This window comes from Dongia soli, assembly GCF_034044715.1.
Taxonomy (GTDB): Bacteria; Pseudomonadota; Alphaproteobacteria; order Dongiales; family Dongiaceae; genus Dongia_B; species Dongia_B soli.
In genome coordinates this window covers 171080-196225 of record NZ_JAXCLW010000001.1, presented here as the reverse complement: position 1 = coordinate 196225, position 25146 = coordinate 171080, and the positions used below count along the sequence as shown (strand labels likewise).

Sequence of the window (25146 nt, the reverse complement as noted above, 5' to 3'; positions counted from 1 at the left end):
GTCACGGATCAGATCGGTGATTTCGCCGACCCGTTCGGGCGGCGCCGGTCAAAGCGTCCATCTGCTCATGGGTGATCCGCCCGCGATCGATTGCGGTATTGGAGATCCGGTGAGATTCCCGGACATGGCGGCTGATTTCCGCCAATGAACCTGCCAGTTCTTCCACGGCAGAGGCGATGGCGCCCACATTGGTGCTGGCTTCGGCAGAGGCGCCGGCGACAGCATCGGCCTGACTGGTTGCGGCACCCGCCGTTTCCTTCAGATCGCTGGCCGAGCCATGCAACTGTTCGACCGCCTGGGCGACATGCCGGACGATGCTTTCGATCTGTTGGCCGAAGCGATACACGGCCTCTTCCAAACGCTGCTGCCGCGCTGCATTGGCGGCGGCAGTGGCGTGTTGTGCCGCGACGAGGTGATGGTTTTCCTCAAGCTTGTTGCGGAACACCAGCACCGCCGTTTCGATCCGGCCCAATTCATCGCGATAATGAGTGCCGATAGCGGCGATATTGGTCTGGCCGGATGCGAGAGTCGTGACGCTTTCGGATAGAATACGCACGCGCCGCACCAGCAAGCGGCCAAGCCAAAAGCTGATCAATGTCATCGCCAGCAGGCCCAAGGCGGCACCCATGGTCAAGCCCAGCTGGATGCGCCCGCTGTATTGATCTGCAGCGTTCTGGCGCTGCTGCGACGCGTCCTGCAGCTGTTTCTGCAGCGAGACGAAGGGGCCTTGCAGCGCCAGGAAGGCTGTGTCGGCGTCGAGAATCTTTTTCATCGCCGAAGCTGAGCCGAGCGACGCCAGATCGGTCACCTTTCTCAGAATCTCGTGATAGGCGGCGATATCGGCTTTGACCTTCTGCAGGCCATCGACCGAGGGCATGGCCGCGGCGAGCTTGGCGACCGTTTTCTCTGCGGCGGTGATATGACTTTCGATTTCGCTCACCGCCGCATTCATGTCGAGCTGGCTTGCATCCATGAAATTGGTGGAGTTCGTGCCCTGTGCGGTGATGCGATAGAGCAAGGCATGGGTGGTGGATATTTCGCGGAAAGCCTGGGCGACGCTGATCACCAGCTCCTGATCGTCACCCATGTTGCGGAGATAGCTAGCTTGCGTGGGAAACCCGAGGGCGCAGGCGGCAAGAAGGCCGATTGTCACGAGAAAAGCCAAAGCAGGCGCGATCAGGAGTTTGGTGACCATCGGTCGATGATGCAGCCACGTTGCAGCGCTCATTTTGCCTTCCTCAGTAGCCGTCACCATATGGCTTTGCCAGATGGCGGTTGTTAAATCGGCGCCCCAGATAAAAGCGCACTGTTACGACACAGCTGATAAATCGATGACTCTTCGGAAAACGCAGTCTTCTATATATTTACGTGTGAGTTTTTCCTCCACCTCGCGCAAATTGCTGGTATGGATTTTGTGAGCTTGGGATGCGATTTGAGGTCGCGGGTAGGCCAGTTTGACAGGAAACAGTCTTTAGGATCGGGGTGATGCGGCCGACCGCAACCATCCCGGATTCGGCTTGTCAAAGGCCGATTGCGACCGCAGATTAGGCGCCCGCCGCGCTACATCGGGGCGTTACATTGCGCCGGATTCAAAGAACACGAACAAGGACTGATGACTGAAATGACCGATATGTTGTGGCAGCCGACGCCCGATCAGATCCTCGATACCAATATGACACGCTTTCGGACGCAGGTGGCGCGCGACTGGCTGATTGATTTGCCGGATACCGCGGCGCTCTGGCAGTGGTCAGTCACGGAGATCGAGCAGTTCTGGCTGTCGCTCTGGCGCTTTTCGGAAGTCATCGCTGATGGTCCCGGTCAAGCGGTTCTGGTCGACGGCCACAAGATGCCGGGTGCGCAGTTTTTCCCCGAGGCGCGATTGAATTTCGCCGAGAACCTGCTGCGCTATTCCCACGTGCCGGCCAATGCCGATAAAGACGCGATCGTCTTCTGGGGCGAGGACAAGGTGAAGCGCCGGCTCAGCCATGCCGAGCTGTGGGATAGGGTGTTACGCCTTGCCAGCCATTTGCGCTCGCTGGGCCTCCAGCCGGGGGACCGCGTGGCTGGCTTCATGCCGAATATGCCGGAAACGGTGATCGGTGCCTTAGCAGCTTCGGCAATCGGTTGCACCTGGTCCTCCTGTTCGCCGGATTTCGGCGTCCAAGGCGTGCTCGATCGTTTCGGCCAGATCGAGCCGCGCGTGCTGCTGACGGCGGATGGCTATTGGTATAACGGCAAATCGCATGACAGCCTCGGTCGTGTCGCGGAATTCCTGAAGGGCCTGCCCACCGTCGAGCAGGTCATTGTCGTTCCCTATCTGGCGGGCAGGCCGGATATCTCCGCTTTGCCGAAAGCTTTGCTGATAACCGATGCGCTAGAGCAGCAGCCGGCGCTGGGCGATGCCGAGTCTTTCGAATTCGCGCGCCTGCCGTTCAATCATCCGCTCTACATCATGTATTCCTCCGGCACGACCGGTGCGCCGAAATGCATCGTGCATGGTGCGGGCGGCACGCTGCTGCAGCATTTGAAGGAGCATAAGCTGCATGGCGATGTGAAGCCGGGCGACCGCGTGTTCTACTTCACGACCTGCGGCTGGATGATGTGGAACTGGCTGATCTCCGGCCTGGCGAGCGGCGCGGCCTTGATGCTGTATGACGGCTCGCCATTTGCGCCGGACGGCAACATCTTGTTCGATTATGCCCAGGCGGAGAAGTTCACGCTCTTCGGGACCTCGGCCAAATATATCGATGCCTGTGCCAAGGCCGATATCCAGCCGATCCGCACCCATGATCTCTCCAGCGTGCGAATGCTGGCCTCGACCGGGTCGCCGCTGGTGCCTGAAAGCTTCGACTATGTCTATGAGAAGGTGAAGAAGGATCTCTGCCTCGCGTCGATTTCCGGCGGTACCGATATCATCTCTTGCTTCCTGCTGGGCAATCCGACCGGCCCGGTCTGGCGCGGCGAGATTCAAATGCGCGGGCTCGGCATGGCGGTTGAGGTCTGGAATGACGAGGGCAAACCAGTGCGGGGAGAGAAGGGGGAGCTGGTCTGCACCAGGCCGTTCCCGGCCATGCCGATCGGTTTCTGGAACGATCCCGACAACAAGCGCTACAAAGCGGCCTATTTCGAACGTTATCCCAACATCTGGCATCATGGCGACTATATCGAGCTGACCGAGCATGGCGGCATCATCGTCTTCGGCCGCTCCGATGCGGTGCTCAATCCCGGCGGTGTGCGCATTGGCACTGCGGAAATTTATCGTCAGGTCGAGCAGTTGCCGGAGGTCATCGAGAGCATCGTCATCGGCCAGGACTGGCAGCATGACGTCCGCGTGGTGCTGTTCGTGCGGCTGCGTGAAGGCGTCAAGCTGGATGAGCAGTTGATGGCGAAGATCAAGACGCAAATCCGCAACAACACGACGCCGCGCCATGTGCCGGCGAAGATTATCCAGGTGGCGGATATCCCGCGCACCAAATCCGGCAAGATCGTCGAACTGGCGGTGCGCGACATCGTGCATGGCCGCCCCATCAAAAACAAGGAAGCGCTGGCCAATCCGGAAGCGCTGGATCTTTACAAAGATCTGCGGGAATTACAGTCATGACCAAAGGCTTGCATTATACCGTCAATCCCCTGCTCGGGCGGGTGGCGGCGCCGCCGATTGCAGAAGCCCATGGCTGGATCAAGGGCCGCGATTTCCCCGCCGACAAACCGCTCATCGATGTCTGCCAGGCAGTGCCCGGTTATTCGCCGCCGCCGGCGATGACCGATCATCTCGCCGGCATCATCGGCGATCCGGCGACCTCGCGTTATACCGATATCGAAGGCATGCCGCTTCTGCGCGAGGCGCTGGCGGCAGATATCACCCGTGTCTATGGCGGCAAGCTGTCGGCGGGGAATGTGCTGATCACCGCGGGATGCAATCAAGCCTATTGCCTGACCACCCTCTCGCTCGCCAAGGCGGGCGAGGAAATCATCCTGCCGCTGCCTTACTACTTCAATTATCAAATGTGGCTGGACATGCAGGGCATCCGCGCCAAGCATGTTGCCTTCCGGCCGGATAATGGCGGCGTTCCCGATCTTGACGAGATCACGGCGGCGATCGGCCCAGCCACCCGCGCGTTGCTGATCATCTCGCCCAACAATCCGACCGGCTCCGTCTATTCGCCAGACGTGTTGCGCCGCTTCTATCAGCTGGCGAAATCGCGCGGCATCGCTTTGATCCTGGATGAGACCTATCGCGATTTCATGCCGCATGACGATGCGCCACATGATCTCTTCCAGGATCCCGACTGGCCCGGCACGCTCATCCATCTCTATAGCTTCTCCAAGGTCTTTTGTTTGACCGGCTACCGCGTCGGTGCCTTGGTGGGGGCGCCGGCACTGGTCGAGGAAGTCGGGAAGGCGATGGACACGGTGGCGATCTGCGCGCCACGTATCGGGCAATTGGCGGCCATCCGTGGCCTCAATGCCCTCAGCGATTGGCGCCGCAGCAACACGCTGCTGATGCGCGATCGCCTCAAGGCATTGCAATCGGCGCCCAGCCGCAACGATCTCGGTTATGAACTGATCAGTGCCGGTGCCTATTTCGCCTATGTGCGGCACCCGCATCGCGGCCAAAGTGCGGCCGAGGTGGCGCGTCGCCTGGTCGAACAGCAGAACTTGCTGGCCTTGCCGGGTGCGATGTTCGGCCCGGACCAGGAAGACTATCTGCGCGTCGCCTTCGCCAATGTGGAGAAGGATTGGATGCCGGAGATTGCGGCGCGGTTGGCTGCCGACGCGGCGTCCTGATTGGGGACCTGTCGGTACTCTATGTGCCGAGGTTGTGCAGCTTCGGCGTTACAAAGAGCACCAGCAGCCAGTTGCCGGCGAGGATGCAAAAGACCATGAAGAACAGCAGCACATAACGTTGCAAATCGGCTTCCTGCCGGCCGGTCAAGCCGCGCACCTGACGCAATGTGCTGGAAAAGCGGTCGGCAATGAAAGACAGTTTCTGGCGCTCGGTCGCCTGCCAGAACTGATAGATCATCAGCGAGTAGATGCCACCGATACTGGACAGGATGCTGAGCCCCAAGGCCGTCTTAAGGGCGAGCGAGGACGGGCCCAGATAATTGCTGTAGATGCCAAGCGCGATGAAGATCAACAGCACGCCACCCATCGTATGCCATTGCTGAGCCTTGGCAAACCGGATGCTGTGGGCGCATTCGGTATACATCATCAGCAATTCGGCATGGGTGCTTTCGGCCAGCTCGCTGGGTTGATCGGGGAGTTCTTCAACATTGTCGACGCTGTCGGCGGCCTCTTTCTGCTTCGCCATGCCGCATCCTCTTTCTGCATTCAATCATATGCACCGGAATAGGCATTCAGACTGCGCCGAAAGAATTAATGAACATTAAACAGATCGATTCAGCACGCAGAGATCAAGCGGCGGCAGGACGTTGCCGCATCTCGACCAAAATATGGCCCATCACCGCGAGGACGACGAGTGCGCCGCCGAGCAGGGTCGTGGCGGTCGGCACTTCGCGGAAGGCGAGCCAGACCCAGATTGGTGCGAGCGGGGTATCCAATGCGCTAATTAGCGCCGATTCCGTTGCCGAGATCAATTGCGTTCCGGTAGTGAGCAACAGCAATCCCAAGCCAAGTTGTGTGACACCGAAAAGCGCCAGATGAAACAGGTCGATATGGCTCGCGGCCATGGGCGTCGCCAGAGGAGCGATGATGAGACTTGTCAGGAAGGATGAGACGCAGGAAACCGACACCATATCCGATTGCTTGAACTTCCTCACCGCCACCATCATCGCCGAGATTGCGCAGACCATGCCCAGCGCCAGCAGGCTGCCATAGAAGTTAGCGGCGCTCGCCGCATTGCCGACCATGATAACGATGCCGAGACAGGCGATGGCACTTGCTATCAGCGTCGCGCGGCTTGCCCGTTCACCGATCGCGAGCCAAGCGAGTAAAGCAGTCACGAAAGGTGCAGCGGCGAAAAGCAGCGCTACATCCGCCACGGTGGTCAGACGTAGCGCATTGATGAAGAACATCATGCCCATGGTGGAAAGTGCGGCGATCATCAGGCCGGGCCATCCCATCCCGCGCAAGACGATGAAACTACGCCGGCCGTTTTGCCAAAACAGGATGGCCGCGATAAAAAGCCCGGCAAAAATGCCGCGCCAGAACAACAGCGTCCATACATCCAGCGGAATGAGGCGGGTGAAGTAGCCGGCCGTGCTATAGGCGACAGCCGAACCGGCCACCATCAAAATGCCAAGCCGATGACGATTTGCCTGCTCCATGAGTTCGCTTTCCCATGATTTTGTTTTTTGCCGTCTTGATGCTGACAATAGTGACAGTCTACTGACATCGTGGTGTCAGCAGGTTTTTGCTAGGGTTAGCCATGCGCCGGGCAGATCGTCTCTTCGATATAATCCAGGCTTTGCGGGTCGCCAAGGCGCCGCTGACCGCGGCCGAACTGGCGACGCAGCTCGAGGTCACGGTGCGCACGGTCTATCGTGACATCGCCACGCTGCAGGCGCGGCGCGTCCCGATCGAGGGTGCCGCCGGGCTCGGTTACATGCTGCGCCAGGGCTTCGATCTGCCGCCGCTTATGTTCACGTTGGATGAAATCGACGCCATCCTCGTCGGTGCGCAACTGATCCAGCGGACGGGCGATCCAGGGCTGCAGGCAGCAGCACGCAGTGTGTTATCCAAAGTGACGGTCGCCTTGCCCGATCACCTGCGTCATCATCTCGATGTGCCACCGATCTACGTCTCGCCTTTCGGCGCGAGCGTGCCCTCATCCATTGATTTGAACGATGTGCGGCAAGCAATCCGCAGCCGGCAGAAGATGGCAATCGACTATATTGATGGCGACGGCGTTGAGACGAAGAGAATTATCTGGCCGCTCGCCGTTGCTTATTTCATCGAAGCGACCCTGGTTTGCGGCTGGTGCGAGTTGCGGCAGGATTATCGCCATTTTCGCGCCGACCGGATCAAAAGCGGACAACTTCTCGGGGAGACCTATCCGGCCGATGACGGCCGGCTGTTACAGGACTGGCTGACCCAGGTCGGGCAACCGCAGCCGGAAAGGATGCGCGAAAGTAGCGGCGGCAAAAAATAACGGCGTCAGAAAAACTGACGCCGCCGTAATCGCTTTCGCAATCGATCAATACATATGCTGGCCACCATTGATCGACAGGGTCGATCCGGTGATGAAGCCCGCATCATCCGCAACCAGGAAAACCACGGCGCGGGCGATTTCCTCGGGCTTGCCGAGACGGCCCACGGGAATCTTGGCAATGATCTTTTCCAGCACAGCCTCCGGTACGGCGCGTACCATCTCGGTATCGATATAGCCGGGGCAGATCGAATTGACGGTGATGTTCTTGGCAGCGCCTTCCTGTGCCATCGCTTTCGTGAAACCATGGATGCCGGCCTTGGCGGCGGAATAATTGACCTGGCCGAACTGGCCGGCCTGGCCGTTGATCGAGCCGACATTGACGATGCGGCCGAAGCCGCGCTCGCGCATGCCCTCGATCACACTGCGGCACATGTTGAAGCAGGATGTAAGATTGGTCCGCAGGACATCGTCCCATTGCTCGGTCGCCATGCGATGCATCGTGGCATCGCGGGTAATGCCGGCATTGTTCACGACAATTTCGACCGGGCCGAGATCCTGCGCGATCTTTGCCAGCGATTCCTCGCATTGCGCCAGGTCGCCAACATCGAACTTGTAAACGGGAATGCCGGTTTCCTTCTGGAACGCCTGGGCCGCGTCGTCATTTCCGCAATAATTCGCCGCGACCTTGTAGCCAGCGGCTTTCAGGGCTGTCGAGATCGCCGCCCCGATACCACGCGTACCACCAGTCACAACTGCCACTCTACTCATGAGTACCTCCCTGCGACGGTAACTCCGCGATCCTCGTCGCTAATCTGTTTGATTGATGCCTACCTCGCGGCAATCTTTAACTAGCGCAACTAGCGGCCGGTCGATGGTCAACGCTCGACACAGAGCGCAATGCCCATGCCGCCGCCAATGCAAAGCGTCGCCAGGCCCTTCTTGGCGTCGCGCTTCAGCATTTCATGCAGCAAGGTCGTGAGTACCCGGGCGCCGGAAGCGCCGACCGGATGGCCGATGGCGATGGCGCCGCCATTGACATTGACCTTGGCAGGATCCCAGCCCATGTCCTTGTTGACCGCACAGGCCTGGGCCGCGAAGGCTTCATTGGCTTCGATCAGGTCGAGCTCGTCGGGTTTCCAACCGGCTTTCGCCAAAGCGGCGCGGCTGGCCGGGATCGGACCGGACCCCATGACCGCCGGATCGACACCGGCGGTGGCCCACGACACGATACGGGCCAGCGGCGTCAGGCCGCGCTTCGAGGCCAGCGCGTCGGACATCAGCACCAGTGCCGCAGCACCGTCATTGATGCCGGAAGCATTGCCGGCGGTCACGGTGCCATTTTCCTTCAGGAAAGCCGGCCGCAATTTCTGCAAGGCATCGATCGTGGTGCCATGCTTCGGATATTCATCGGCATCGACCGTGACATCGCCTTTGCGGGTCTTGATGGTGACCGGCACGATCTCATCCTTGAATTTGCCGGCCTTCTGCGCCGCTTCCGCCTTGTTCTGCGAGGCGAGGGCGAATTGATCCTGTTGCTCGCGGGTGATCTGCCAGCGCTGGGCCACATTCTCGGCAGTGACGCCCATGTGATAGTGGTTGAAGGCGTCGGTCAGGCCGTCATGGATCATGGTGTCGATCATCTCGGCCGAGCCCATCTTCACGCCGTTGCGCAGATGGATGCAATGCGGCGCCTGGCTCATGCTTTCCTGACCACCAGCAACGACGATTTCCGAATCGCCGTTTCGGATCGCTTGATATCCGAGCGCGACGGCGCGCAGGCCCGAACCGCAAAGCTGGTTGATCTGATAGGCGGTACGCTCGGCCGGGATGCCGGCAGCCATCGCCGCCTGGCGGGCGGGGTTCTGGCCGGTGCCTGCCGTCAGGATCTGACCCAGGATGACCTCGGTGACGTCGCCAGCTTCGAGCTTGGAGCGCTTCAGCGCTTCGACAATCGCTACCTTGCCAAGTTCATGGGCTACCAGGCTGGACAGCGATCCGTTAAAGGAACCGACTGGGGTGCGGGCGGCGGCCGTGATGACGACGTCGGTCATGAAAGACTCCCTAGAATTCCGTTGCTGCAACTATCTTTACTGCCAACTGTGCAGTGCAACATGAACGGTAGGGACTCCGCCCGGCAAGCGCAAGGCGTAACTTATCCTATGCGCTGCGGCAAAACCGGGTCCTGCGCCAAAAGCCCGGTCCAGACGGTCGCATGGCTTCGGGGCGACGGTTTACGGGCCGCCAGCGACGTCACGCATCCAGCTTGCGATCTGCGGCCAAATTGCCGTTTTCGCGCGGGCCCCGACCATCATGCCGATATGCCCCGCGGCCGGCGTTTCGATCCGGCAATTCGGCAGCAAACGGCCCAGCGCCAAGGCACTGCCGGGCGGGACGATCCGATCACTGCTCGGCACCATCGCCAGACAGGGGATGGAAAGCTGTTTGGGGTCGATGGCCGTTCCCGCGACCCGCCATCCGCCGCGCATGGTCGTATTGTCGCCATACCAATTGATCAGGCATTCGCTGGCGACGCGCGTTACCAGCGGTACGCCATCATTGAGCCAATCCTCCAGCGCCACGAACCGGCCCGCAGCGGCACTGCCGGTGGGGTCTTGGCGATCGAGAGCGGCAAAATTCTGAAACTTGCGCGTCACGAGAAACGGATCGAGCAAAGCGAAGAAGACTTGCAGCAGATCGACCGGCAATTCATCGAGGATCTGCAATGCCGGTTCCAGTTGCCGGCCCAGCGCGGCGACCATGCGCGCATGTCCCACGGCCTCAGCATGGAAATCCCAAGGCGTTGCCAAAAGGGCGAGGCCGGCCAGATCTTTCGCAGCGGGATCGTTGCCGGCCCGGTAAAGCTGGCTTGCGGCCAAAGCCAACAGTCCGCCCATGCAATAGCCGATGACGATTATCGGCCCGCCTTCTTGCTGCCGCACGATATCGAGTGCTCTACACAGGCGTCCGGCAATGTAATCGCTCAAGGTGAAATCGCGCTCCAGGGAACCGGGTGCATCCCAATCCACCACGAAGGGGTGGAAGCCGGCTTCGGCGAGATAATCGAGAAAGCTGATCGAGGGATCGAGGTCGAGAATCTGATAGCGATTGACCAGCGAGGGAACGACAAGAACGCGCGGTGCAATGCGATTTTCTGCCGACGCGGTCTTGCGACGATAATCCAGCAAGCGCGTGCTGCCCTCCGACCAGAGCACCGCTCGAGTTCGCTCGGTCGGACTGCTGTCGGTCCGCCGATAAGCCAATACGCCGGTCAGGAAAGCATCGAGCCGACGATGACCTTCCTCAGTCAGCGCCTGTGCCAGCGCGGCTGGATCGGCGGCGTCGAGTTGTGGTCCCAGTTCCGCCAGCATTTCTTTCAGGCTTGGCGGGATCGGTAGCGGCGGGTGATTTGCGCTTGCTGCGCGGTCTGGCCGGCCGCTTTGCGCTTCCTGTTCCTTCAAGTTCTGCCAGACGAGATTGAAGCCCGGCAAGATGAGCGCGGAGTTGCTCCAGCTCGCCAGGGCCAGGCTGAGATGCAGCGGCAGCGGGCGCGGTCCCAGCCGGCGCATCGGACGGTTGTCGGCTTGTCGGTTGCTCTGCACCCTGTTGTCCTCCGGCCGGCTTTGGCTGGTGCGGGTTTGCGGCATATGTCTCGGCTGCATGCCGGGCGGCATCGACTTGCGTTGCGAAGGCCTTCTGCCAGGCTTCCATCATGGCAAAGGGATTGCCGGGCATTTGTGGTGCCGTGGGATTGGCGTTAGGCATTGTCATTTGTGGCATGACCGCCGCCAGACGGGCCAATTGCTGGGCGACCGCCGGATCGGCAGCCAGGGCCGATAGCTGATCCTGCCACAGATCAAGCAGCTTTTTCGCCAGATCGGCCGGGTCTATCGTCCGTTTATTTTCCGTCATAGCCGCATCATAGGCATGGGCGGCCTCCCTTCGCAATGCAGCTACCGCATTGCCAAAGCCCGGGCAAAACCTGCTATGCTCGCTCCAAGCCGGCCTTATGGGGAGGCACCGGCGATTGCGCAGGGAAGGAATGAATTCGATGGCTGTCGGCAGCGACACTGGCAACGACACGGCACCGGTTCGGATCAAAAAATATGCCAACCGGCGTCTCTATAACACGGCAACCAGTTCCTATGTGACGCTTGACTATCTTGCACAGATGGTGCGCGAAGGGCTTGATTTCACCGTCGAGGATGCGAAGACGGGCGAAGACATCACCCGCTCGGTGCTTACCCAGATCATCGTCGAAGAAGAGGCAAAAGGGCAGAACATGCTGCCCATCAATTTTTTACGGCAATTGATCAGTCTCTATGGCGACAATCTGCAATTGCTGGTTCCGCGCTATCTGGAACAAAGCATGGAAAGCTTCGCGCGCAATCAGGAGCAGTTTCGCGACTACATGAAGAACAGCTTCGGCGGCATGCTGCCTTACGAACGCCTAGAAGAAATGTCGAAGCAGAATATGACCTTCTTCGAACAGGCGATGCGCATGTGGACGCCGTTCACCATACCGGGCACCGCGCCGGGTAGCAACAACGCGCAGGAAAAGCCGCGTAATCCGGCAGCGACACCGGAGAAGGCGGCACCGGCCTCGGACGAGTTGTCGGACCTGAAATCGCAAATGCAGGCTTTGCAGCAGCAACTGGAAAATTTGAGCAAGAATGGCGGCAAAAGCGAATAAGGCTGCCAAATCTCGGCTTGTCGGGCTGCATGGATTTGGATGTGAGGAAAGCAAAACGCCGCCGGATACCGGCGGCGTTTTCGTTTCCGCTTCTGGACTTGCTACGCGTTCCCCAAAGTGGTCAGCGATTTTGACGGCGCCGGCTGGTCGCGGTCTTTGTTGAGCGAGCGCTCCAGCCAGTTCAAGAGCCGCGTCAGGACGAAGACCAGGGTTACATAGATGAGGCCGGCGGCGATCAGCGGCTCGTAAATGCGGAAGGTTTGTTTCTGGATCCAGCGCGCGGTGCCGAGCACATCCATCACCGTGATGGTCGCCGCGAGGGAGGTCGATTTCAGCAACAGGATGGTTTCGGTGCTCATCGTCGGCAGGCAGATCCGGACCGCGCGCGGCAAGGTGATGCGACGCAGGACCAGCCAGGGTGACATGCCGAACGCTTTGCCGGCTTCAATCTCGCCATGCGGGACCGCCTGGATGGCACCGCGCAGAATCTCTCCGGTATAACCCGCGGTATTCAGGCTCAGCGCCACGATGGCATACCAGAAGCCATCGCGCAGATAGGGCCACAGGAAGCTATGGCGCACCCAGGTCCCGGGCAGGATCTCGCCCAGTCCGTAATAGATGAGGTAGATCTGCACCAGCAGTGGCGTGCCGCGCATCAGCAGGATGTAGAGATAGCTCGGCGTCCAAAGCAGCGGATTGGCGGAGACCCGGGCCAGCGCAATCGGTACGGCCATCAGATTGCCGACCACGCAGGACACAACGGTCAAGCCCAGCGTTACCGGAACGGCCTGGAGCAGTTTTGGCAGGACGATGGTGAAGATGAAGGTGACAGCATCGAGCATCATACTTCCCCTAACGCCGCAGCCCGCGATTAACGCGTCTTTCCAGGATCGCCAGGACCAACATGGAGGCGACGGTCAGGAACAGGAAGCAGGCGGCCGTCATGCTGTAGAAAAACAGATAGTCCTTGGTGGCGCCAGCGGCGGTGGAACCGGCATTCAGCAATTCCTGGACGCTGCCAACGACGACGATCAGGGCACTGTCCTTGGTGATATTCAGCCACTGATTACCCATGCCCGGCAGAGCATAGCGCAGCATCAGCGGAAACAGGATCCGGCGGAAGCGCAAGGGTGGCCGCATGCCGAAAGACCGGGCGGCTTCCATCTGGCCTTTAGGGACGGCGAGAATTGCGCCGCGCAAGATCTCGGTCATATACGCGCCGTAGATGAAGCCGAGGGCGCCGACGGCGGCGGCGAAGCCACTGATCTGGACGTCCTCGCCGGCGATGCCAATTCCGACCAATATGGCCTTCAAGGCGGAGGTGCCGCTGTAATAGAGCAGCAGGATCAGCAGCAATTCGGGGACCGCCCGGATCAGCGTCGTGTAGACATCGGCGATGTGATAGAGGACGCGATTGCCATGCAGCTTGGCGCCGGCACCCAGCAGACCGAAACAAAATCCGACGAAATAGCTGCAGACGGAAATCTGAATGGTCAAGGCGAGGCCGCGAAGCAATTCGTCGCCCCAGCCGGTATCTCCATAAGCCAAGAGTGACCAAGCGGATTGGTCTGGCATCATGCCTCTTCTTCCCCTGTTGAGCTTTTATACATTCGCCGGTTCAATCGCCGGGCTGGCTGTTTTCTTGCCTCTTGTTGAGCGACTGTCAAGCAATACGGCGACCGCCTTTGAAATCCTCGCCCAACCGGCCGCCATTGGAAACGAAAAAGCCAGCGACTCACGGGAATCGCTGGCTTTTTTTATGACGGCCTTCCTTATGCGTCCGGCGCGTTCAAACGCCGGTCAGCTCCCGTAAATGTCAAAGTCGAAGTATTTTTTCGCAATTTCGTTGTATTTTCCGCTATCGCGCACGGCCTTGATACCCTCATTGAGTTTCGCCTTGAGTGCTTCGTCACCCTTGCGAAGGCCCCCGCCGACGCCCGCGCCGAGCAGCGGATTGTCCGGGATCACGACCTTGACTTCCATCTTCTTACCTTGCTCGGACTTCAGAAAGTCGGCCAAGGCGACCGAATCGGCCATGATCAAATCGACACGGCCGGCAACGAGGTCGGCATTGGCGTTATCCTGCGTATCGTAGACTTTGACTTCGGCATCCTTGCCAAAATATTTTTGGATGTAGTTTGCATGAATGGTCGAGGTCTGCACGCCGATGATCTTGCCTTTGGCATCGGCGGGGTTGGCGATCTTGCCGCCCTTGCCGTCGGGATCGTCGATGATGCCGATCTTCACGCCATCGTCTTTCGGTCCGATGATTTCAGCCGGGCTGTTGTAGTATTTGTTGGTGAATTCGATCACTTGCTCGCGTTCCGGCGTAATCGACATCGACGCCCAGATGACGTCGATTTTTTTCTCGTTGAGCGCCGGAATGATGCCGTCCCAGGCAATCGGGACCAGCTCGCATTTTGCACTGATTGCTTCGCAGACCGCATTCATCAGATCGACCTCGAAGCCCACCCATTTGCCGGCGGAATCCTGGCTCGCGAAAGGCGGGTAAGGTTCCTGGGCAAAGCCGAATTTGATGACATCCGGCGTCGCCGTTGCCTGTTGTGTATCGGCCGGGGCCGGGGCGGATGTGTTCGCAGCTTGCTGTTCGGTGGTCGGTTGCTGGCTGGGCTGCGCCTGCTGTTGGGCCTGTTGCTGCTCGTTGCTCTTATTGTCGCATGCCGTCAGAAGCAATGCTGCCAGTCCGATTGCAGCGATCTGGCCGGTCCGAATGGAACGAAAAATCATGTTTCTCCCCTAATGCTGAAGCCGGTGCATCCGATGCTCCTGACAGAAGCGGCCATAAGGCCTACGAGCTTCTCTAAATTGTGGAGAGCGGAGCGGTATAATCCGGTCCAGATTCCTTAGCACAGGCGCGGCTCTATTGAAAGAAATCCTCCCAATAGGGCCGCATCCCTGGATAGCCGTTAAATTGCCGGCTTATTTACCGTAGATATCGAAATTGAAGTATTTGTCGTTGATCGTTTTATAGACGCCATCGGCCCGGATGGCCTTGATGGCGGCCGAGATTTCATCCTTTAACGGATCCCCCTTGCGGACCGCGGCGCCGATATTGGCCCCTGACGTCGGATCGACGATCGGATCGCCCTTCACTTCGAAGTCCTTGCCCTGAGCGGTCGTCAGGAAGCCCTGGATGAGAGCGATGCTATCGGCGAGATCGAGGTCGATACGGCCTGCAGCGAGATCGGCATTGACCTGATCCTGCTGCTCATAGGCTTTGATTTCGACCACATCGCCATAATTCTTCTGCACCCAGTTCTGCTGTGCGGTGGCCGTCTGAACACCGACGATCTTGCCTTTCAAGCCGTCTTTGGAAATATCGATCTTGTCGCTTTTCGGGCCGACGAAAACGATCGCGGTTTCATAGTATTTGTCGGAGAAATCAACGGCCTGTTGCCGCTCTGGCGTGATGCCCATCGAATTGAAGATGACATCGATCTTGTTTTCATTCAGGGCCGGGATAATGCCATCCCAGGCAATCGGGACCAGCTCATAATCCCTCCCCATCTGCTTCATGATGGCGGCGATCAGGTCCACTTCGAAGCCGGTCCAGGTCCCTGCCGCATCCTTGCTCCAGAAGGGCGGATAAGGTTCCGGGGCGAAACCGACCCGCAGCTTGTCGGCCGCTTCGGCCTGATGCGGCGCTTGGGCCACAACCATGCCGGTGACCAAGGCGAAGCCAGCAGCAAGAATTTGGCGGCGACAAAGCCGCCCTTTCGTGAACATCGAGATGCCTCCCTTACATCCGGCCCCCTGACGGCCGATTCCTTAGCAAGATTATTCAATCAGGGCTGTGTACAGCTTAGCAGGCGACAGCCGGCTTCGCCAGAGTGGGCTCAATTTCGGACAAGAAAATCCTCCAGCCGGTTCATCGCTTCCGCCAGGCGGGCCTCGCTCTGGGCATAACAGAGGCGGAGATAGGATTCGCCACCGATCCCAAAGGCCGTCCCCGGCGCCAGGCCGACCCGGCCTTCCGTCACCAGCTTTTTGCAGAAAGCGAGCGGATCGCCCATCTCGGCGATTTGCAGCATGAGATAGAAGGACGCGTTGGTCGGGATGACCGATACACGGTTCATCGCGGGCAACCGGGCCAGCACCAGATCGCGGCCAGACTTGCAGCGGGCGACCATCGATTTGACGAAGCTTTCCCCATGCCGGATGGCGGCGACACAGCCCCATTGCAGGAAGGCTTGGCCGCCCGAGGTGTTGAATTCCGTCAGCCGGTCGAAGACGGCCGATATACCGCGCGGCATGACAATCCAGCCGACCCGCCAGCCGGTCATCGCCCAGGTCTTGGAAAAGCTGTTGACAACGAAAACCGGATCTTCAGGCGCGGCGATCTCCAAAAACGAGGGCGCGACCGGACGGTCATAGACCAGGCGGTTATAGACTTCGTCAGCGATGATCGCGATGCCGCGGCCGCGGGCAAAATCAAGCAGCGCCTGGCGCTGCTCGGCCGGCATCACCCAGCCGGTCGGATTCCCGGGCGAGGCCAGATAAATCGCCTTGGTCTTGTTGTCGCAGGCGGCGAATAAACGCTCGAGGTCGAGATGCCAGCCGGTGGAATCGCCATGCAGCGGCACCTGCCGCGCCTCGCCGCCCATGATCTCGATACAGGCAAAAATATTCGGCCAGACGGGCGTGATGCAGACCGCGTTATCACCAGTGCCGATCAGCGTCTGGATGATCAGCATCATGGCATTCATACCGGCGCTGGTGACCGCGATGCGTTCATCGGCAATCTCGATGCCATAGAGCATGCGATGATAGTCGATCAGCGCCTGGCGCAGTTCCGGAATGCCGCGCTTTTGCGTGTAGAAGGTCTGGCCCTCACGCAGGGCCGCCGCGGCGGCATTGCAGATGAAATCCGGCGTCGGCTGATCGCCTTCGCCGACCCAGAGCCCGATCACATCTGGAACGGTAAAACCCATCTTCCAGACATCGACGATCTGCGAATCCTTCAGCTCGGCGATTTCCGGCCGGATGGAAAAAGGTTTGTCTGACGTCATGTTGACTCTTTCGAAGCTTAGGATTGAGCTGGCGAACCGATGCGACGCAGCCTGACGGCACCACGCCGCCGCAAAACCAGCAAATTGCCGCAGAGGACCAGCGCGATGCCGATGACGGCAAGGATGGTCCAATGATAATTTTCCACGAAGGTGCTGATACCCAGTGCGACGATGGGGAAGAGGACCGTCGTATAGGCTGCCTGCCCGGCACCGAGGCGCTGCACCAGCGTCAAGTAGCAGGTGAAGCCGATCACGGAGGCGAACAAAGCGAGCATGAATAGCGAGATGCTGTAGCTTGGATGCGGATCGTAGGCGAAAGAAGCGCCGCCGATTACTGCCAGCAGCAGAGAACCGATCGCGCCATAGGCCATGCCGATCGTATTGCTCTGAATGACCGGAATTTCCTCAGCCTTCAGTTTGACGCTCACCATATTGCCGAGCGATGCGAGGAAGGTTCCGGCCAACGACAGGAGCAGGCCGATCATGGCGGTCGAACTGGCATCGAAACCGGCAATCTCGGGCCAGAAGACACAGGAAAGTCCGATCAGGCCAAGCAGTGCTCCGGCGCCGACCCGCCGGTCGATCGGGTGACGGAAAAGAATCGCGCCATTGATGAGATTCATCACCGTCATGGTGGAAAAGACAATAGCCATCAGTCCGCTGGTCAGATAGCCGGCAGACCAGTAGAACATTAGATAATTCAGGCAAAACAACGTCAGGCCCTGCGCCGCCATGAGCAAATGCGCGCGCCAGGAGAACCGCAGGGAGCGCCGCGTTGCCAGGCAAAATCCCGCCAGCATGACGCTGGAGAGCAAAAACCGATAGGCAATCGACAATTCGGGCGCAACGACACCGAGCTGATATTCGATGCCGATCCAGGACGATCCCCAGATCAGAACAACGAGGAAATAAAGCAGGCCGGTCGACATCGCGCATATCCTTCAGGGCAGATGGTCCATCAACTTAGCCGCGACTGGCCGCTGGGAGCAATCCGGGGGCCCGGATGAATGCTTTGCTTGGCCATTTCTTGACAGGCGGCCTGGGCGCTCGGCATAAGCGCCCAGTGGAGCGAAAGCGATCGGCTGCTCAGGGACAATACCGGACAAGCGGGGATGATCTTCATGGCGACACCAAGTTCGATGCGTCCTGCTGCGGCGAGAGGAAACCGTCTTCGCGCGACGCTGATCGGCGGCATCGCCGTGCTCCTCTGGGCAACCCTGGCCTTGTTCACCAGCTCCACCGGAGCCGTGCCGCCATTCCTGAAACTGGCGCTCACTTTCGGCATTGCCTTTCTCTGCGCCGTGCTGCGCTGGCTTTGGCTGGTTCATAAAAACGGCATCGGTGCGCTCGGATTTTTGCGCCAGGCCTGGCCGGCCTGGGCCATTGGCATCGGCGGGCTGTTCGGTTACCACTTCTTCTATTTCAATGCGCTGGATCGCGCGCCGCCGGTTGATGCCAGCCTGATCGCCTATCTATGGGCATTACTGATCGTGCTGCTATCGGCTTTGCTGCCGGGCGAAAAATTGCGTTGGGAACATCTGGCCGGCGCGGCGCTGGGCCTGGCGGGGGCGGCCCTGCTGATCGTTCAGCGCGGCGGTGGGGGGCTTAGCTTGAGCGGCGCTTACGTCGTCGGCTATCTCTTCGCACTGGCTTGCGCGTTCACCTGGTCCGGCTATTCATTGCTGAACCGGCGATTTGGGAGTGCCTCGACTGATCTGGTTGGCGCTTTTTGCGGGGCGACGGCCTTGCTTGGCCTGATCGCGCATCTGCTTTTCGAAGAAACGATTTTGCCGGCGGGTGCCGCGCAATGGGGCGCCATCGTCGCGTTGGGCCTGGGGCCGGTCGGCCTTGCCTTTTTCGTCTGGGATTACGGTGTCAAGCACGGAGACATCAAAGCGCTCGGCGCCTGTTCTTACCTCTCGCCGCTCATCTCCACCGGATTGCTGATCCTGTTCGGCAAGGCGGAAGCCAGCCTGGCGGTCGGCCTTGCCTGCCTGTTGATCGTCGGTGGTGCGGTCCTGGCATCGCGGGATCTCTGGATGCGCCGTCCCGTTCGCGCCTGATCGTGAAGACAGGCGCGGACGGAGGACGGTATCAATCATGGGGCCTGGTGCTGGCGAGTGACGGCCGGGCTGAGAAGCTCTTATGCCATGCCGCGAGATGGGGATGGCCGTTGCGCCAGTTCTCATCGCTGAAACGGAAGTCGAGATAATCGAGCAGGATGGCAACCGTCAGATTGCCGATATCCGGTTGCTCGCCAAGCTGGCCGGCTTCCGCTTCGAAGGCGGCGAGACCGCGCGTGACGCGGGCTTTCTGCGCCGCATCCCAATCGCTTGAACGGAGATTTTCCGGGCGGCGTCGTTCATACATCCGCAGGACAGCGGCATCCATCATGCCATCCGCCAGGGCCTGGCGGCGCAAGGCAGTCCAGCGCCGCGGGCCAGCCATTGGGAAGAGCGGCGCTCCCTTATGGCAATTGTCGAGATATTCGCAGATCACCGGCGAGTCGTAGAGCTTCTCGCCGTTGTCGAGGATGAGGACGGGGATTTTGCTGAGGGGATTGTCCTGTGCCAGGCCGCTTGCCGAATCGGTCGTCACCGTCTTGACCAGTTCCAGCGCCGCTTCCTGTCCAGTTTCCAGGGCGACGACCCGGGCTTTGCGGGCAAAAGGGCTGGTCGTGGAGAATCGTAATTTCATGTAGGCGTCCTTCAGAATGAGTCCTTGGCAGCGCGGATCGCGCCGAAAATCGCGGCGGGCTCTTTGCCCACGGCGGCGAAACGTTGCATCAGCGACTTCTCATCGGCGCGGAGGAACGGGTTGCAACGCCGTTCGAGGTCGAGTGTCGAAGGAACCGTCGGCCGGCCGGCGGCGCGGGCCTCTTTGACCTCTGCCGCGCGCCGCGCAAGATCGGCATTATCTGGCTCGACTGTCATCGCGAAGCGGCAGTTGCTTTCGGTATATTCATGCGCGCAGTAGACCCGCGTTTGCGCCGGCAATCCCCGCAGTTTCAGCAGCGATGACCACATCTGTTGCGGCGTGCCCTCGAACAGCCGGCCGCAACCGATCGAGAACAGAGTGTCGCCGCAGAAAAGAGCCTGTGAATCGGCAAAATAATAGGCGATATGGCCGCTGGTATGGCCGGGCACGAAGAAGACCTGGGCATGATGGCCGGCGAAATCGGCGCCGCTCGCTTCATCGACGGCTTCATCCAGGCCGGGGATGCGGGCGCGATCATAAGCGGGGCCGATCACCTTGGCGCCGGTTGCACGCTTGATTTCAAGATTGCCGCCGACATGATCGCCGTGGTGATGAGTATTAAGGATATGGGTGATCTGCCAGCCCCGGCGGCCGGCAGCCTCCAGGACCGGCCCGGCCACCGCCGGATCGACCACTGCGGTTGCGCCGCTGGAAGGGTCATGTGCCAGGTAAACGTAGTTGTCGCTCAGCACCGGAATCTGCACGATCTCCAATGCGGTTTTGTTGTCGGCTGTCGGCATCGCGGACCTCGTCAATTTCTACCCGCAGGATAGTTTGGGATATGCCATAATCAACCACTGACATAGCAAGTTTGTTCGGAAATACCGGCTTCATGTGGCAAGACGTCGTCGATTTACGGGATTTCTACCGCACCGAGTTGGGAAAGGTAGCACGGCAGCTCTTACGCGCCCGGATTCGCGCCATGTGGCCCGATTTGCAGGGGCAATCACTGTTGGGGCTCGGCTATGCGACGCCCTATTTGCGGCAGTTCATGGGGGAAGCGGAGCGCGTCCTGGCGGCCATGCCGGCTGCCCAAGGGGTTCTTCCCTGGCCGGGAGATGCGCCGGGCGTTGTCACGCTGACGGACGAGACCGAACTCCCTTTTCAGGATTATTCCATCGACCGCGTGTTGATGGTGCATGCCTTGGAAGCCGGCGATCACCAAAGCGACATGCTGCGGGAGGTCTGGCGGATCCTGTCCGGCGGCGGGCGGGTGCTGGTTGTCGTGCCCAATCGGCGTGGCCCTTGGTCGCATTCGGATAAGACGCCCTTTGGTTTCGGCCAGCCCTTCACCACCGGCCAGGCAACGCGCCTGCTGCGGCAGCATTCCTTCACGCCGCTGCGAGTCGATCGGGCGTTGTTCTTCTGGCCGTTCCGGTGGCGCACCTGGCTGCGCACGGCGCCCGGCTGGGAGCGGATCAGCCTGCGCTGGCTCCAGGCCTTTTCCGGCGTGATTGTCATCGAGGCGACGAAGCAGCTGTATGGCGCAGTGCCAACCAAGCAGGTCCGTAAGCGCGCCCGCATCACCTTGCCGCTGCCGCAGCAGGCGGTTCCCACCGCCCGCCGCCTATGCGTGCCGGAGGATCAGGGCGCCTGACGAGCGGTAAATCCCGCTTTCCGGCATGTCGATGATTTCGTTGCCTTCCCCAGTTGCTCAGCTTTGCGCCAAGGGCGGAGCCGGGAGGGGCATTTCGCCCTTTGCAATTCTGCCGCCCTGCGTCTATCACTGAGCCGCAGAACCAGATCGGGGCCGATTTCGGTCCGCGATGCAGTCTCGGTCGTGCCTGTTGCAGCGTGATTCGGGGGCGGACTGGTTCGGCAATAATCTGAATGGCAACAACGGATTAGGCGGGTCGATCGCGAATGCCCAGTGTAGAAGAAAAGTTGGCAGCCTTGCGCCAAGAGATCGATGCCGTGGACAATCAGCTGCACGACCTGCTGATGCGCCGGACCGATTTGGCAGTGCAGGTCGGCAAGGTCAAGGCCGAAAGGCAGCCGGTCGGCAAGAACGCAGCCGACGGTGCCAAATTCATCCGCCCCGCCCGGGAAGCCCAGATTCTGCGCCGTCTGGTCGCGCGCCATACCGGTAAATTGCCCAAGGCGGTGATCGTGCGGCTCTGGCGGGAACTGATTTCCGCCCTGCTGCAGGTTGAAGGCCCATTTGCAGTCGCTGTCTATGCTCCCGAAAACGAGCCAGGCTTCTGGGATGCCGCGCGCGACCATTATGGCAGCCGGGTGCTGATCACCGGCTTTGACCGGGTCGGTCAAGTCCTCGGCGCCGTCCAGGATGGCCAGGCGACAGTCGGTGTGCTGCCAGTGCCGCGGGAGGACGATACCGATCCCTGGTGGCGGCATCTGACGGCGCAAAATTCCGGTGCGCCGCATGTCATGGGACGCCTTCCCTTCGGCGATGCCGGTAATCAGCGCGGCAATCCTGTCGAGGCTTTGGTGGTTGGCCACGCGCGGAACGAACCGACCGGTCACGACCGCAGTCTTCTGGTGGTCGACCCGGGTCGAGAGATCAGCCGCTCAGCCCTGAAGGCGGCGCTGACGAAATCCGGCCTGACGACCACTTTGTTTTCCGGCTGGCGCAGCCCGGATCTCGGCCAGGATTTGCATCTGGTCGAGCTGGAGGGCTTTTTCTCCCCCGGACCGCTGCCGATGCGTGATGAAAATGGTGTTGAGAACGGTTTCGCCCCGCTCAACCGCGGCCAGTTCGAGAATGCGCATCTGACCGTTATTGGCAGCTATGCGGTTCCCTTCGCACGCCAGGAATTGGCGTCGCACTGAAGCTGCTTGGAAGCCCGACTGACCGCTAAAGCTCGAATGGTCGGGGGCTCGGCGATTGAGAAAGGATCATCCGTCATGAGTTTGGTCGTGCGTCCCGGCATTCTAGACATCGCCGCCTATGTACCCGGCGAACATTCGCTGCCGGGCAGTGGCCCGATCTATAAGATGTCGTCGAATGAGAGCGCGATCGGGCCCAGCAAGAAAGCGATCGAGGCCTTTGCTGCCGATGCGGCTGTGTTGCATCGCTATTCGGATGGCGGAGCTGTCAAACTGCGCGAGGTGATCGCCAAGAGTATCGGCGCCCAGGCCAATGAGATCGTCTGCGGCGCGGGCTCCGACGAGATCCTGCAATTGCTGACCCGGGCCTATGCCGGTCCTGGCGACGAGGTGCTCTATTCGCGCCACGGTTTCCTGGTCTACCCAATCTCTGCGCAGGCGGTGGGCGCGACACCGGTCGCGGCGCCGGAGCGAGATCTCACCACCGATGTCGATGCCCTGCTTGCCAAGGTGACGCCGCGCACCCGGATCTGCTTTGTCGCCAATCCGAACAACCCGACCGGCAGCTATATCTCGAGCGCGGAAATGCTGCGCCTGCGCGAGGGCTTGCCGGACAATGTCCTGCTGGTGATCGACGCCGCCTATGCCGAATATGTCGGCAAGGCCGATTACAGCGCCGGCCACGAACTGGTGCGGCAGTTCGATAATGTCGCCGTTGCACATACTTTCTCGAAGATCTATGGCCTTGCTACCTTGCGTCTCGGCTGGGTGCATTGCTCGGCTGAGACGGCCGATGTACTCAACCGCATCCGCGGCCCCTTCAACACCTCAGGACCGGCCCAGGCGGCCGGGATTGCTGCCCGGCTCGACGAGGCGCATGTGGCGGCGGCCAAAGCTTACAACGATTACTGGCTGCCCTGGCTGAGCGACCGGGTGCGGGAGATCGGCCTGAAGGCTTATCCCAGCGTGTGCAACTTCCTGCTGGTTGGCTTCCCGAGCGATCCCAAGCTGAGCGCCAATGCGGCCGATGCCTTCCTGAAAACGCGGCGCGTGCTGGTGCGAAAAATGGGGGCCTATGGCCTGCCCGATTGTCTGCGCATTTCGATTGCCGAGGAACCGGCTTTGCGCGTCTGCGCCGACGCGCTGAGCGATTTCGTCAAACAGGCGGCCACACAATGACGGTCCTGTTCGATAAAGTCTGCCTGATCGGCATCGGCCTGATCGGGTCTTCTCTGTCTCATGCGATGCGCGCCGGCAAACTGGCCGGCCGGATCGATGTCTATGACCACGACGCCGAAGCCCGGACGGTCACGGTCGAGTTGGGTCTGGCTGACCAAGTGCATGATAATGTCGCCGGTGCCGTGATGGATGCCGATCTCGTCATCCTTTGCGTGCCGGCGGGCGCGGTCGCCGATCTGGCACCGGAAATCGCCAAATCCCTGAAGACTGGTGCCATCCTCAGCGATGTCGGCTCGGTCAAGCAGGCGGTTGTGCGGGATCTCGGCCCGCATGTGCCGGACAAGGTTCATTTCATCCCCGGCCACCCCATCGCCGGCACCGAATATTCGGGCCCACGCGCCGGTTTCGCCGATTTGTTCAAGGGGCGCTGGTGCATCCTGACGCCGCTGCCGGGGACCGATCCAAAAGCCATCGAGCGTCTGCAACTGCTGTGGGAAAAGATGGGCAGCCAGGTCGAACTGATGGAGCCCGGGCACCACGACCAGGTCCTGGCCATCACCTCGCATCTGCCGCATCTGATTGCCTATACGATCGTCGGCACGGCGACGGGTTTGGAAGAAACGACGCAGCGCGAAGTGATCAAGTTCTCCGCCTCCGGCTTCCGCGATTTCACCCGCATCGCCGCCTCGGATCCGATCATGTGGCGCGATGTTTTCCTCAACAATCGCGAAGCGGTCCTGGAAATGCTGGGACGTTTCACCGAGGATCTCACGGCCTTGCAGCGCGCCATTCGCTGGGGCGAAGGTGAGAAGCTGCAGGAATGGTTCACCCGGACCCGGGCGATCCGCCGCAGCATCATCGACGCCAAGCAGGCTTGAGAATAAGAGTGGGTAGAGCGACATGACGAGCCGCCGCAAAACCTGCGCCGATATGGCGGAAGTGCGGGCATCGATCGATGCCATCGATCGCGAACTGGTCGCCATCCTGGCCGACCGTTTGCATTTCATTGCCGAGGCCGCCCGGATCAAGCCAAGCCGCGATCAGGTACGGGACGACGAACGGGTCGAGGATGTTTTGGCCAAGGTCCGTGCCGCTGCTGCTGAAGAGGGCATCGACCCTGAGCTGATTGCCGGGGTCTTTCGTGAATTGGTGGAGCGCTCGATCGCCCACGAATTTGCGCTTTTCGATCAACGCAACCGATAGGAAATTAAATCACTTATCGGCCCTCGTGACCCATCTGGCCGCGCTCCATCGGCGCGGCCGTAACGAAAAGATAAAATTTCACTTGCTTGTGCAGGCGTTTTCCCATAAGTCGCGCCTGTTGACGCACACGCACGTGCCTATGGCCCAGGTGGTCGATCGGTCAGCCGATCTGCGATACCGCCGGATTCCAGTGGTTATGCAACGACGGGGCGTCCTTTTTGGCGTAACCGGCACGCCGGCCGTTTGATCTTCCCGCCAGTGGATGGAGCGGGAAGGGCGCGGGCGGGTCGATTTCCCGAGAGGGGGCAGTCGATGATGACGACACGGTGGGACCGATCCCAATTGCCATATGCCCGAATCCATCGGGCTCTCCGGATTCAGCCAAG

The 25146-nt window shown here is 60.3% G+C and carries 25 protein-coding genes; 11 read left to right on the top strand and 14 right to left on the bottom strand.

Translation table 11 applies throughout. From position 1 onward, the window contains the following. Position 1: 1 nt before the first annotated feature. Positions 2 to 1228, bottom strand: coding sequence for a methyl-accepting chemotaxis protein (locus tag SMD27_RS00880; protein WP_320506452.1), 1227 nt, complete (start codon positions 1226 to 1228; stop codon positions 2 to 4). A gap of 393 nt (positions 1229 to 1621) precedes the next feature. Here SMD27_RS00880 and SMD27_RS00875 point away from each other — a divergent pair, with 393 nt between their 5' ends. Both SMD27_RS00875 and SMD27_RS00870 read left to right on the top strand, forming a co-directional pair. After that, positions 1622 to 3601 carry an acetoacetate--CoA ligase gene (locus SMD27_RS00875; RefSeq protein ID WP_320507524.1) on the top strand — a complete coding sequence of 660 codons (1980 nt, stop codon included), beginning with the start codon at positions 1622 to 1624 and terminating at the stop codon, positions 3599 to 3601. Next, entirely contained in the window at positions 3598 to 4788 is a 1191-nt protein-coding gene (locus SMD27_RS00870) for an aminotransferase (RefSeq protein WP_320506451.1), read from the top strand. Before SMD27_RS00875 ends, SMD27_RS00870 begins: the two co-directional genes overlap by 4 nt. A gap of 19 nt (positions 4789 to 4807) precedes the next feature. On the opposite strand, the gene SMD27_RS00865 is transcribed toward SMD27_RS00870, so the two are convergent. Together SMD27_RS00865 and SMD27_RS00860 are read right to left on the bottom strand one after the other, a co-directional pair. Then, on the bottom strand, positions 4808 to 5314 hold the full coding sequence (locus SMD27_RS00865) for a hypothetical protein (RefSeq protein WP_320506450.1): 507 nt from the start codon (positions 5312 to 5314) through the stop codon (positions 4808 to 4810). Positions 5315 to 5417: 103 nt separating this feature from the next. Next, positions 5418 to 6290, bottom strand: a complete 873-nt coding sequence (locus SMD27_RS00860; RefSeq protein WP_320506449.1) for a DMT family transporter — start codon at positions 6288 to 6290, stop codon at positions 5418 to 5420. A gap of 101 nt (positions 6291 to 6391) precedes the next feature. On the opposite strand from SMD27_RS00860, the gene SMD27_RS00855 reads away from it, so the two are divergent. After that, positions 6392 to 7114, top strand: coding sequence for a helix-turn-helix transcriptional regulator (locus tag SMD27_RS00855; protein ID WP_320506448.1), 723 nt, complete (start codon positions 6392 to 6394; stop codon positions 7112 to 7114). A gap of 45 nt (positions 7115 to 7159) precedes the next feature. On the opposite strand, the gene phbB is transcribed toward SMD27_RS00855, so the two are convergent. The 3 genes from phbB to SMD27_RS00840 all read right to left on the bottom strand — a co-directional run bounded on the left by phbB (position 7160) and on the right by SMD27_RS00840 (position 10713). Next, the gene (gene phbB, locus SMD27_RS00850) at positions 7160 to 7882 is read right to left on the bottom strand and encodes an acetoacetyl-CoA reductase (RefSeq protein ID WP_320506447.1); all 723 of its coding nucleotides are present in this window, start codon (positions 7880 to 7882) and stop codon (positions 7160 to 7162) included. Positions 7883 to 7989: 107 nt separating this feature from the next. Then, positions 7990 to 9165 (bottom strand): acetyl-CoA C-acetyltransferase, encoded by a 1176-nt coding sequence (locus SMD27_RS00845; protein WP_320506446.1) that lies wholly within the window; start codon positions 9163 to 9165, stop codon positions 7990 to 7992. A 180-nt stretch (positions 9166 to 9345) separates the two neighbouring features. Continuing rightward, a complete protein-coding gene (locus SMD27_RS00840) occupies positions 9346 to 10713 on the bottom strand; it encodes an alpha/beta fold hydrolase (RefSeq protein ID WP_320506445.1) in 1368 nt (455 codons plus the stop codon). Between the two features lie 449 nt (positions 10714 to 11162). Between SMD27_RS00840 and phaR the strand changes: the two genes are divergently transcribed. Further along, positions 11163 to 11804: a polyhydroxyalkanoate synthesis repressor PhaR gene (gene phaR / locus SMD27_RS00835; protein ID WP_320506444.1), complete on the top strand. Its 642-nt coding sequence runs from the start codon at positions 11163 to 11165 to the stop codon at positions 11802 to 11804. A 101-nt stretch (positions 11805 to 11905) separates the two neighbouring features. Here phaR and SMD27_RS00830 read toward each other — a convergent pair whose 3' ends face one another. Next, on the bottom strand, positions 11906 to 12649 hold the full coding sequence (locus SMD27_RS00830; protein WP_320506443.1) for an ABC transporter permease: 744 nt from the start codon (positions 12647 to 12649) through the stop codon (positions 11906 to 11908). A 7-nt stretch (positions 12650 to 12656) separates the two neighbouring features. Then, positions 12657 to 13382 carry an ABC transporter permease gene (locus tag SMD27_RS00825; protein WP_320506442.1) on the bottom strand — a complete coding sequence of 242 codons (726 nt, stop codon included), beginning with the start codon at positions 13380 to 13382 and terminating at the stop codon, positions 12657 to 12659. On the opposite strand from SMD27_RS00825, the gene SMD27_RS00820 reads away from it, so the two are divergent. After that, a complete protein-coding gene (locus SMD27_RS00820) occupies positions 13381 to 13617 on the top strand; it encodes a hypothetical protein (RefSeq protein ID WP_320506441.1) in 237 nt (78 codons plus the stop codon). The genes SMD27_RS00825 and SMD27_RS00820 overlap by 2 nt on opposite strands. On the opposite strand, the gene SMD27_RS00815 is transcribed toward SMD27_RS00820, so the two are convergent. The 4 genes from SMD27_RS00815 to SMD27_RS00800 all read right to left on the bottom strand — a co-directional run bounded on the left by SMD27_RS00815 (position 13605) and on the right by SMD27_RS00800 (position 17763). Next, positions 13605 to 14552, bottom strand: coding sequence for a transporter substrate-binding domain-containing protein (locus tag SMD27_RS00815; protein WP_320506440.1), 948 nt, complete (start codon positions 14550 to 14552; stop codon positions 13605 to 13607). The two genes, SMD27_RS00820 and SMD27_RS00815, sit on opposite strands and share 13 nt — an antisense overlap. A 192-nt stretch (positions 14553 to 14744) precedes the next feature. Next, positions 14745 to 15551: a transporter substrate-binding domain-containing protein gene (locus tag SMD27_RS00810; RefSeq protein WP_320506439.1), complete on the bottom strand. Its 807-nt coding sequence runs from the start codon at positions 15549 to 15551 to the stop codon at positions 14745 to 14747. 110 nt (positions 15552 to 15661) lie between these two features. Then, positions 15662 to 16834: a pyridoxal phosphate-dependent aminotransferase gene (locus SMD27_RS00805; RefSeq protein ID WP_320506438.1), complete on the bottom strand. Its 1173-nt coding sequence runs from the start codon at positions 16832 to 16834 to the stop codon at positions 15662 to 15664. Between the two features lie 17 nt (positions 16835 to 16851). Then, complete coding sequence (locus SMD27_RS00800; protein WP_320506437.1) at positions 16852 to 17763, bottom strand: DMT family transporter; 912 nt, start codon at positions 17761 to 17763, stop codon at positions 16852 to 16854. A gap of 192 nt (positions 17764 to 17955) precedes the next feature. Between SMD27_RS00800 and yddG the strand changes: the two genes are divergently transcribed. Further along, entirely contained in the window at positions 17956 to 18897 is a 942-nt protein-coding gene (gene yddG / locus SMD27_RS00795; protein ID WP_320506436.1) for an aromatic amino acid exporter YddG, read from the top strand. Between the two features lie 31 nt (positions 18898 to 18928). On the opposite strand, the gene SMD27_RS00790 is transcribed toward yddG, so the two are convergent. Then, positions 18929 to 19531, bottom strand: coding sequence for a glutathione S-transferase (locus SMD27_RS00790; protein WP_320506435.1), 603 nt, complete (start codon positions 19529 to 19531; stop codon positions 18929 to 18931). 11 nt (positions 19532 to 19542) lie between these two features. Continuing rightward, the gene (gene gloB / locus SMD27_RS00785) at positions 19543 to 20331 is read right to left on the bottom strand and encodes a hydroxyacylglutathione hydrolase (RefSeq protein ID WP_320506434.1); all 789 of its coding nucleotides are present in this window, start codon (positions 20329 to 20331) and stop codon (positions 19543 to 19545) included. A gap of 92 nt (positions 20332 to 20423) precedes the next feature. Here gloB and SMD27_RS00780 point away from each other — a divergent pair, with 92 nt between their 5' ends. From SMD27_RS00780 to SMD27_RS00760, 5 genes are all read left to right on the top strand, one after another. Then, positions 20424 to 21188: a class I SAM-dependent methyltransferase gene (locus SMD27_RS00780; RefSeq protein WP_320506433.1), complete on the top strand. Its 765-nt coding sequence runs from the start codon at positions 20424 to 20426 to the stop codon at positions 21186 to 21188. Positions 21189 to 21454: 266 nt separating this feature from the next. Next, positions 21455 to 22381, top strand: coding sequence for a chorismate mutase (pheA, locus tag SMD27_RS00775; RefSeq protein WP_320506432.1), 927 nt, complete (start codon positions 21455 to 21457; stop codon positions 22379 to 22381). A gap of 75 nt (positions 22382 to 22456) precedes the next feature. After that, the gene (locus SMD27_RS00770; protein ID WP_320506431.1) at positions 22457 to 23557 is read left to right on the top strand and encodes a pyridoxal phosphate-dependent aminotransferase; all 1101 of its coding nucleotides are present in this window, start codon (positions 22457 to 22459) and stop codon (positions 23555 to 23557) included. After that, the gene (locus SMD27_RS00765) at positions 23554 to 24435 is read left to right on the top strand and encodes a prephenate/arogenate dehydrogenase family protein (RefSeq protein WP_320506430.1); all 882 of its coding nucleotides are present in this window, start codon (positions 23554 to 23556) and stop codon (positions 24433 to 24435) included. The genes SMD27_RS00770 and SMD27_RS00765 overlap by 4 nt, the downstream gene beginning before the upstream one ends. Before the next feature lie 22 nt (positions 24436 to 24457). Next, the gene (locus SMD27_RS00760; RefSeq protein ID WP_320506429.1) at positions 24458 to 24760 is read left to right on the top strand and encodes a chorismate mutase; all 303 of its coding nucleotides are present in this window, start codon (positions 24458 to 24460) and stop codon (positions 24758 to 24760) included. Positions 24761 to 25146 lie beyond the last annotated feature (386 nt).

Excerpts from the sequence above, each read along its gene's own strand:
- SMD27_RS00880 (WP_320506452.1), bottom strand. The coding sequence starts at position 1,228 with ATGAGCGCTGCAACGTGGCTGCATCATCGACCGATGGTCACCAAACTC.
- SMD27_RS00875 (WP_320507524.1), top strand. The coding sequence starts at position 1,622 with ATGACCGATATGTTGTGGCAGCCGACGCCCGATCAGATCCTCGATACC.
- SMD27_RS00870 (WP_320506451.1), top strand. The coding sequence starts at position 3,598 with ATGACCAAAGGCTTGCATTATACCGTCAATCCCCTGCTCGGGCGGGTG.
- SMD27_RS00865 (WP_320506450.1), bottom strand. The coding sequence starts at position 5,314 with ATGGCGAAGCAGAAAGAGGCCGCCGACAGCGTCGACAATGTTGAAGAA.
- SMD27_RS00860 (WP_320506449.1), bottom strand. The coding sequence starts at position 6,290 with ATGGAGCAGGCAAATCGTCATCGGCTTGGCATTTTGATGGTGGCCGGT.
- SMD27_RS00855 (WP_320506448.1), top strand. The coding sequence starts at position 6,392 with ATGCGCCGGGCAGATCGTCTCTTCGATATAATCCAGGCTTTGCGGGTC.
- phbB (WP_320506447.1), bottom strand. The coding sequence starts at position 7,882 with ATGAGTAGAGTGGCAGTTGTGACTGGTGGTACGCGTGGTATCGGGGCG.
- SMD27_RS00845 (WP_320506446.1), bottom strand. The coding sequence starts at position 9,165 with ATGACCGACGTCGTCATCACGGCCGCCGCCCGCACCCCAGTCGGTTCC.
- phaR (WP_320506444.1), top strand. The coding sequence starts at position 11,163 with ATGGCTGTCGGCAGCGACACTGGCAACGACACGGCACCGGTTCGGATC.
- SMD27_RS00830 (WP_320506443.1), bottom strand. The coding sequence starts at position 12,649 with ATGATGCTCGATGCTGTCACCTTCATCTTCACCATCGTCCTGCCAAAA.
- SMD27_RS00820 (WP_320506441.1), top strand. The coding sequence starts at position 13,381 with ATGCCTCTTCTTCCCCTGTTGAGCTTTTATACATTCGCCGGTTCAATC.
- SMD27_RS00825 (WP_320506442.1), bottom strand. The coding sequence starts at position 13,382 with ATGATGCCAGACCAATCCGCTTGGTCACTCTTGGCTTATGGAGATACC.
- SMD27_RS00815 (WP_320506440.1), bottom strand. The coding sequence starts at position 14,552 with ATGATTTTTCGTTCCATTCGGACCGGCCAGATCGCTGCAATCGGACTG.
- SMD27_RS00810 (WP_320506439.1), bottom strand. The coding sequence starts at position 15,551 with ATGTTCACGAAAGGGCGGCTTTGTCGCCGCCAAATTCTTGCTGCTGGC.
- SMD27_RS00805 (WP_320506438.1), bottom strand. The coding sequence starts at position 16,834 with ATGACGTCAGACAAACCTTTTTCCATCCGGCCGGAAATCGCCGAGCTG.
- SMD27_RS00800 (WP_320506437.1), bottom strand. The coding sequence starts at position 17,763 with ATGTCGACCGGCCTGCTTTATTTCCTCGTTGTTCTGATCTGGGGATCG.
- yddG (WP_320506436.1), top strand. The coding sequence starts at position 17,956 with ATGGCGACACCAAGTTCGATGCGTCCTGCTGCGGCGAGAGGAAACCGT.
- SMD27_RS00790 (WP_320506435.1), bottom strand. The coding sequence starts at position 19,531 with ATGAAATTACGATTCTCCACGACCAGCCCTTTTGCCCGCAAAGCCCGG.
- gloB (WP_320506434.1), bottom strand. The coding sequence starts at position 20,331 with ATGCCGACAGCCGACAACAAAACCGCATTGGAGATCGTGCAGATTCCG.
- SMD27_RS00780 (WP_320506433.1), top strand. The coding sequence starts at position 20,424 with ATGTGGCAAGACGTCGTCGATTTACGGGATTTCTACCGCACCGAGTTG.
- pheA (WP_320506432.1), top strand. The coding sequence starts at position 21,455 with ATGCCCAGTGTAGAAGAAAAGTTGGCAGCCTTGCGCCAAGAGATCGAT.
- SMD27_RS00770 (WP_320506431.1), top strand. The coding sequence starts at position 22,457 with ATGAGTTTGGTCGTGCGTCCCGGCATTCTAGACATCGCCGCCTATGTA.
- SMD27_RS00765 (WP_320506430.1), top strand. The coding sequence starts at position 23,554 with ATGACGGTCCTGTTCGATAAAGTCTGCCTGATCGGCATCGGCCTGATC.
- SMD27_RS00760 (WP_320506429.1), top strand. The coding sequence starts at position 24,458 with ATGACGAGCCGCCGCAAAACCTGCGCCGATATGGCGGAAGTGCGGGCA.